At 42.6% G+C, this 6595-nt stretch carries 8 protein-coding genes and 2 pseudogenes; 4 read left to right on the top strand and 6 right to left on the bottom strand.

Translation table 11 applies throughout. From position 1 onward, the window contains the following. Positions 1-51: 51 nt before the first annotated feature. Positions 52-480: pseudogene (locus RM368_RS23725) on the bottom strand (hypothetical protein); the annotation flags it as partial. Positions 481-821: 341 nt separating this feature from the next. On the opposite strand from RM368_RS23725, the gene RM368_RS23720 reads away from it, so the two are divergent. Together RM368_RS23720 and RM368_RS23715 are read left to right on the top strand one after the other, a co-directional pair. Continuing rightward, a complete protein-coding gene (locus RM368_RS23720; RefSeq protein WP_322696315.1) occupies positions 822-1304 on the top strand; it encodes a hypothetical protein in 483 nt (160 codons plus the stop codon). Positions 1305-1394: 90 nt separating this feature from the next. Further along, positions 1395-1736 (top strand): translation initiation factor, encoded by a 342-nt coding sequence (locus RM368_RS23715; RefSeq protein WP_322696314.1) that lies wholly within the window; start codon positions 1395-1397, stop codon positions 1734-1736. A gap of 113 nt (positions 1737-1849) precedes the next feature. Here RM368_RS23715 and RM368_RS23710 read toward each other — a convergent pair. The 5 genes and pseudogenes from RM368_RS23710 to RM368_RS23690 all read right to left on the bottom strand — a co-directional run. After that, a pseudogene (locus RM368_RS23710) lies at positions 1850-2247 on the bottom strand (malate dehydrogenase); the annotation flags it as partial. A gap of 91 nt (positions 2248-2338) precedes the next feature. Continuing rightward, positions 2339-2554 carry an NAD(P)H-quinone oxidoreductase subunit O gene (locus tag RM368_RS23705; protein ID WP_322663474.1) on the bottom strand — a complete coding sequence of 72 codons (216 nt, stop codon included), beginning with the start codon at positions 2552-2554 and terminating at the stop codon, positions 2339-2341. Between the two features lie 113 nt (positions 2555-2667). Further along, positions 2668-3528 carry a DNA-formamidopyrimidine glycosylase gene (locus tag RM368_RS23700; protein ID WP_322696313.1) on the bottom strand — a complete coding sequence of 287 codons (861 nt, stop codon included), beginning with the start codon at positions 3526-3528 and terminating at the stop codon, positions 2668-2670. Positions 3529-3779: 251 nt separating this feature from the next. Next, positions 3780-3995 carry a photosystem I reaction center subunit IV gene (locus RM368_RS23695; protein ID WP_094349537.1) on the bottom strand — a complete coding sequence of 72 codons (216 nt, stop codon included), beginning with the start codon at positions 3993-3995 and terminating at the stop codon, positions 3780-3782. A 278-nt stretch (positions 3996-4273) separates the two neighbouring features. Next, positions 4274-4858 carry a PAP/fibrillin family protein gene (locus tag RM368_RS23690; RefSeq protein ID WP_322696312.1) on the bottom strand — a complete coding sequence of 195 codons (585 nt, stop codon included), beginning with the start codon at positions 4856-4858 and terminating at the stop codon, positions 4274-4276. Between the two features lie 244 nt (positions 4859-5102). On the opposite strand from RM368_RS23690, the gene RM368_RS23685 reads away from it, so the two are divergent. Together RM368_RS23685 and mraY are read left to right on the top strand one after the other, a co-directional pair. Continuing rightward, a complete protein-coding gene (locus tag RM368_RS23685) occupies positions 5103-5345 on the top strand; it encodes a DUF3134 domain-containing protein (RefSeq protein ID WP_322696317.1) in 243 nt (80 codons plus the stop codon). Between the two features lie 79 nt (positions 5346-5424). Then, positions 5425-6528: a phospho-N-acetylmuramoyl-pentapeptide-transferase gene (mraY, locus tag RM368_RS23680; RefSeq protein ID WP_322696311.1), complete on the top strand. Its 1104-nt coding sequence runs from the start codon at positions 5425-5427 to the stop codon at positions 6526-6528. Positions 6529-6595 lie beyond the last annotated feature (67 nt).

Raw genomic sequence — 6595 nt, 5'->3', positions numbered from 1 at the left:
GTGCAATTTATCTGGCTGCTTCTGTCATTTGGCTCAATTGATGACACGCCCTAACGCCACAGATTTAAACTCGTCATAAGATGCGATTCCTTCGGAAAGCTTCGCTAACGCACCCTTTCCATTAACTGGTACATTTGCACCAACTACCGCAACATCTATCTGACTAATCCATTTCACCAACGCATTTGCCGCCCAAGTTCCGACAATCGTCCCTTCAAACTTAAACTTGCCACTCTTCAAACCCTCACCCAATAGCTCTAAACCTTTAGGAGATGTCAGAGAGTATCCCTTTTTGGAAATTGCGATCGCACCCTGCTTCTGTAATTCCTCGAATATGCCCTGATAATATGCTACCTTCTGGCTTTTGGATACAATTCGTTTAGTCAGTTGACCCTTTTTAACTTCCTGCTCCGTTCCTCCCAAATCCCACAAAGCCAAAAGGAGACGAGTTCTAGCTAGGGCTGTATTTTTTGATGTCATAATTGAGTGTATTTTTTTGACAATCGTTATTGTAGTAGCTGTATCTTTGTAAGTAATTTAGCACAAAAAAATAACCGAGAAATTGCTGAAAATTGGGGCGTTTTAGCTAAATAGATTTATAAAAAATCAACAATATATTTCTTTGGGATGAATGCAGTTTCTCTCAAAGGCAGGATGGAAGACTTGAAGAAACCGATGATCATGAAAGTGAAACGCTGTAGCTGGTGCAGTTACAAATTAAGTGAAATATGTTTTTTCAATCCCAGGTGAAATAACAGGATTTCTAACTTGGTTTTTGCAACAGCAAGGCTTTTAGCAAATACAGGTGATGAAGAAATCCAATGAACACAATATATAAAGAACGTAAAATAGTTTCGCGTCTATTTGCAGTGCTGCTTTCGGCATTGCTAATGGTGCCCTTGCTGAGTAGCTGCGGAGGCGGTTCCCAAAAAGCTTCAGCACCACCACCTGTTGATGATACCGTCGGTAGAACAGTGAGCGATCGCCAAACCGAAGCGAAGAAAGGTTTGTCTACAGGACAGAAAGTTGCTATTTTGGCGGGTGCTGCGGGACTTTATTACCTCTACAACCAACATAAAAATGCTCCCCAAGATGGAGCGCAAGGTAAGTACTATCTTTCCAAGAACGGACGTGTATATTACCGTGATGCTGAACATCGCGCTCACTGGGTAACGCCACCAGCAGAAGGAATTCGAGTACCAGAATCTGAAGCACAAAAGTATCGGGAATTCCAAGGTTATAACCGGAGTGCTACAGGTCGCGATCTAACTGGTATAACTTCATCCGCAGCTCCAGCACTCTAGATCGGTGAAGCGTGTGTATAAAGCGGGTTTCCTGGAGGATAACGCCGATCGCGCCCGTCGGAAACACGAACTTAAATCAGGAGACAGATTATGGTAAATGAATTTTTCCGAAAGGCGAAAGACTTACTTTTGGGATCGAACAGCGATCAAGCCGATCAAGATACCGAATTCCGCGATCGCAATGTACGTCCAGCTAGCGAAGATCCCTACGGCGACCCCGCAGACCCAGCATCTTACGGCAATGTTCGCCCAGCTAGTGAAGACCCCTACGGCGACCCCGCAGATATCTCGTCTTATGGCAATGTTCGCCCAGCTAGCGAAGACCCTTACGGTGACCCCGCAGACACAGGAGACACAGGGGAGTTTGGTGATGTCCGCCCAGCCAGCGAAGACCCCTACGGCGACCCCGCAGATCAGGATTACCGTCGTTAACGCAAAACCAATCTGGTGATATTGGTTTTCATAAGGTGATGAATTTTAAAATAACAAATAAGGCAGTGGGATTAGAACCTACTGTCTTTTATTTTGGCTACTATTTATACAAATTACAAATTACGAATGATTTCTTGCGATCGCTCAATATTTTGACGCACAGATCGAGCCGAAGTATGCAAACCCTTTCTTTCTTCATCAGTCAGCGTCAATTCCAAAATACTCTCAATTCCACCGCATCCCAACCGACAGGGAACACCAATTACAACATCTTCTAAACCGTATTCACCTTGCAGATACGCCGCCACAGGCAACAACCGCGACTGATTTAATAAAATCGATTCTACCATCACACTAGTAGCCGATGCCGGAGCAAAAAAAGCACCACCTGTCTGCATCAATTCCACAATTTCTGCACCACCGTTGCGAGTTCTTTCTACCAAGCGTTCAATTGTGGCTGCATCCAGCAATCCAGTAATGTAAATGCCACATTCACAGTAGCATAACGAGACACATAAATTAAGATGCGATTTTTCTCAGCAAAAATTCAGGAGTCAGAATAAATGCCGAATTCTGACTTCTGACTCCTGAATTCTTTTTACTTATTTAAACTCTTCGAGTTGATCCACACGTAACCAAATATTAGGTGTTGGCACTTTCCCAAACTTAATCAGGGCGTAATCACCTTTAATATCGACAATTTCGCCCTTGCTTTCAAACAAATAAGAAGGAAAGCGAGCATCACTGGCTTTAGCCTCCAGACTGTTTTCTAGTTTCTCGCGCACAGCGCGAACCATATCTCCTTTTTTAACTGCCATGAGTTCCTCTCTCAAATTTTTAACGTCTTTCACCTGCATTTTAAAAGAATTTCGAGTTAGAACTCCTAACTCTTGTACAGAAGCGATTAATCGCGTCTCTTGTACAGACGCGATTAATCGCGTCTCCTAACTCCCCCTAGCGTTTGACACTCAAAGCAAAAATGACTAGATCGCCCAGCTAACCTGATCCGTTGAATTGGTGTACCACAAACTCGACAGGGTTCTCCAGCGCGGTTATAAACCCAGGCTACACCACCATAATTGCCATTAGTACCTTTAACATTTAAGAAATTACTAAATGTCGTACCACCAGCCTCAATGCTAGTTTCTAACACCTGAATGATGGCGGTTCGCAAACGTTCAATTTGCTTTAGCTGCAAATCTATACACAAGGTTTCAGGTAAAATTCCACTCTTAAATAATGCTTCATCAGCATAGATGTTACCTAATCCCGCCACTACGGATTGATCTAGTAGCGCAGTCTTAATCGGACGGCGGCGGTTTTGGAGTTTGTTTGCTAGATATTCAGCAGTAAATTCTGATGAAAATGGATCTGCTGCCAGTTTTGCCAAACCAGTGATAATACTTTCTACAGCAACACCAGGCGGAACCCACCATATTTTACCGAAGGTTCGCTGGTCAACAAAGCGTAATTCTTGCCGATTCCCAAAGAATAATCTAACCCGCGTGTGCTTGTGTAATGGTTCATCTCTATCCAGCCATAATAGTTGACCAGTCATTCGCAGATGAACTCCTAGCCAGCCGGAAGACGAGGAGAATTCGGCGAGGAGATATTTACCACGACGATGCCAAGTAGCGATCGCATTATTTTTAATTCCATTAACAAACTCACCAACAGAAAACGGGTAGGCGATGGTGCGATCGAGCAACACATCTCCACCCGTGATTTCTTGGTTGAGGGTCAATTGATTTAGACCCTTTCGGACTGTTTCAACTTCAGGCAATTCGGGCATTCAAGCTGAGTTAAGCAGGCAATTGTGATTTATTTGAGGGATTGAGGAAGAAGAGATGGGGTAGTAACTTACATAGCCGTAGATGGCTCGTATTACTACCCAAAAGAAACCGTAAATACCCGCAGGGCGGCTCTCGTAGATTAGGGTAGGCTAGGACAAAGTAATGAATGATCTGAAATTTTAGACTTCATACTTCAGACTTAAGACTACCCTTCATCATCGCATCAAACAACTTCCTTGTAGCTTTGCAGCTATTTTTTCGGTGCTTTAGCCTTTGGTGCTTCAACCTCGACTAATTCATCCTGGGCAAAGTTGTTGGTATTGATACCAGAGTAATTGACCTTTTCAAAGCGGACAATTACAGGGTATTTGATGCCGCTTTGGTCGATGGAAGCCACAGTTCCTAGATCCTGAAACCAGTAGGATTCAGGGCGGAGAATACGTACTTTAGAACCACGTTGAACCATGATTATTTTCCCTTTTAGTTATCAATCGCCAATCTAGAGGGCTAATTGATTTCACTCTACAACCTCAAGGTCGCAGCAAGAGTCTTTGTTAAGTTATTTGTCTGAATTGGCGACTGGGGACTGGGGACTAGGGACAGGGGAAATGGGGTGAGCATTGAATACTAGTTATTCTTTAGTTCCTTATCTCCCTAACCCAAATTTAAAAATGTATTAGATCGTACTTGACAATGCACACGTTATAGCGTACCTTCGTTCGCAAACAGTTATTTTGTAAAAGCTTATGTTTTAGTTAAGACAAACACACTTCCCTCATTACCTCTGCCGATCCGTAGGTCGTTATCTATATAAGTGATATCTAACCAGCCTTGCTGTTTGTCACTGTTTATGGCAACATCAATTCCGGGAAATTTTCTACCTTCTTCAATTTGTTGGATAAAAGTTACCGGAGAATTGTATTCTATTAAACGTTGTAAGCCGATAATAGAACGCTCAAATTTCACTTGGACACGCCGACCTGAAACTGGCTCAAATTTAGCAGCAACGCTGACTAATCCTTCTAAATAAGGTAAGCCATAAATCTCAGCTATGTTGTAAACACTGGTAGTCTCTACCCGGATATACTGATATATTTGACCCAGTTTACATAAGGGTAGACGATCTAAGTTTAAAAGAGCCTTGCTATTGGTGTATAGTAATCGCCAATTGCCATCTAGCAAATTACTAGCTTCCACCGGACGGGGTGTAGGATTAAAGTCTTCTAAATTGGCGATCGCGATTAAGATAGCCTGTTTCTGTTCTTCAGTCGCCAGTAGACCGCGATTAGTAAGTGCGATCGCATCCATAAGAGCCGCTTTTGGCATCATCGCCTGTCACCTCAAAAATCACTCACTTTCCATCAGCATAAACAAGATATTAATGACATATATGTACAGCCATAAAAATTACTAAGAATCGCTTGACTTAAGCCTTATGCTTATTAAATAAAAAAATTTCTATCTGAATGCGGATTTATCAACTAAAGGGTTGAAAAGATAACTAAATTAATCCGTGTCAAGTGATAGACTCTAAATGTCAACTTACGTAAACCTTTTCTTGTCCTCACTCGATATGTTGAACTCTCCATTACGTGAAGCAGCTCGTAACCAAAGAGCCGATGTCATCCCCCTAAAGCCAGAATCCTCTTTGTTGGACTGGTTACAAAACAACGGTCGCATCATCGCGCGTGACGTTCACGAACCGGATTTTCAAACTGACGAAGAAGGAATAGACTCCTTAATGGGTGTAGAAGACGGAATTGGCTACGACCTCGATGATGATGAAGATGATGATATAGGAATCGCTGAGAATTAGCCTTTTCAGGCTAGGGACTTGGTAGTATCCCTAGTTAATGGTATTCAATTTTATAAGTGTGGAGTGAAGGGAAACTTCTGTGGACGCTAAATTATCTCCTGAGCAAGGATTAAACATTTCTGGAATCGCTCTAGCCTCTTTATTAGCCGTAGGGTTAGGTACAACAGCCTTTTTCTTGGATTCGATGGCCAATCGGCTACCTTGGCAAAGTATGTCGTTAACCCTGCCATTACTGTTGTGTGCGTTGGGTTCAGGTGTGGTGGGCTATTGGGTAATACCTTTACTTCAAGCACTTAAAACTGGACAAATAATTCGTGAAGATGGCCCTCAAGCTCATCTCAAAAAGGCAGGCACTCCCACAATGGGCGGTATATTTTTTATACCTGTATCTGTGCTGCTTGCCTGTATATTGTCTAACTTTTCTAAAGAGGTGCTTGCAGTTTCGGCTTTGACCATCAGCTATGGATTGATTGGCTGGCTCGACGATTGGCAAATTCTGCGCCGGAAATCAAATAAAGGTATATCTCCACAAACAAAACTGGCTTTGCAGGTGAGTTTTGCGGCTATGTTTTGTCTATGGCTGATGTTTAATCAACCTTCTAATATTACAAATATTGCTTTACCTTGGGTGAGCTTCACACTCCCATTAGGATTTCTATTTTGGCCTTTAGCAGGTTTCGTACTAGTTGCAGAAAGCAATGCGACTAATTTAACAGATGGTATTGATGGCTTGGCAGCAGGAACAGTAGCGATCGCACTTTTGGCATTAGGTGCTTTAGTCGCCCCAACAGCACCAGGATTGATGGTTTTTTGTGCGGCTTTAAGTGGCGGGTGTTTAGGTTTCTTAGCCCATAATCGCAACCCAGCCCGTGTTTTCATGGGAGATACTGGTTCCCTGGCTTTGGGAGGAGCTTTAGCTGCTGTAGCACTATTAACAAATACTTTAGTAGGTCTGTTTATTCTCAGTGGTATCTTTTTTGTAGAAACCCTTTCGGTGATGGCACAGGTAAGTTATTACAAAGCCACGAAGGGCCCTGATGGCAAAGGTAAACGTCTCTTGAAAATGGCACCTTTACACCATCATTTAGAACTTACTGGCTGGTCAGAATTACAAGTGGTTGGAGTGTTTTATATAATCGCTGCTATTTTGGCTACTATTTGTTTAGCGATCGCTCCATTCTAAATGTTTTAAAAACTGCTTGAATATAAAAAACAACTCCCATATCTTCAGGGAGTTGTTTTTTTTATAG

It is taken from the genome of Nostoc sp. DedSLP03 (assembly GCF_034530815.1).
GTDB lineage: Bacteria > Cyanobacteriota > Cyanobacteriia > Cyanobacteriales > Nostocaceae > Nostoc.
This window is presented reverse-complemented; position numbering and strand designations above follow the sequence as displayed.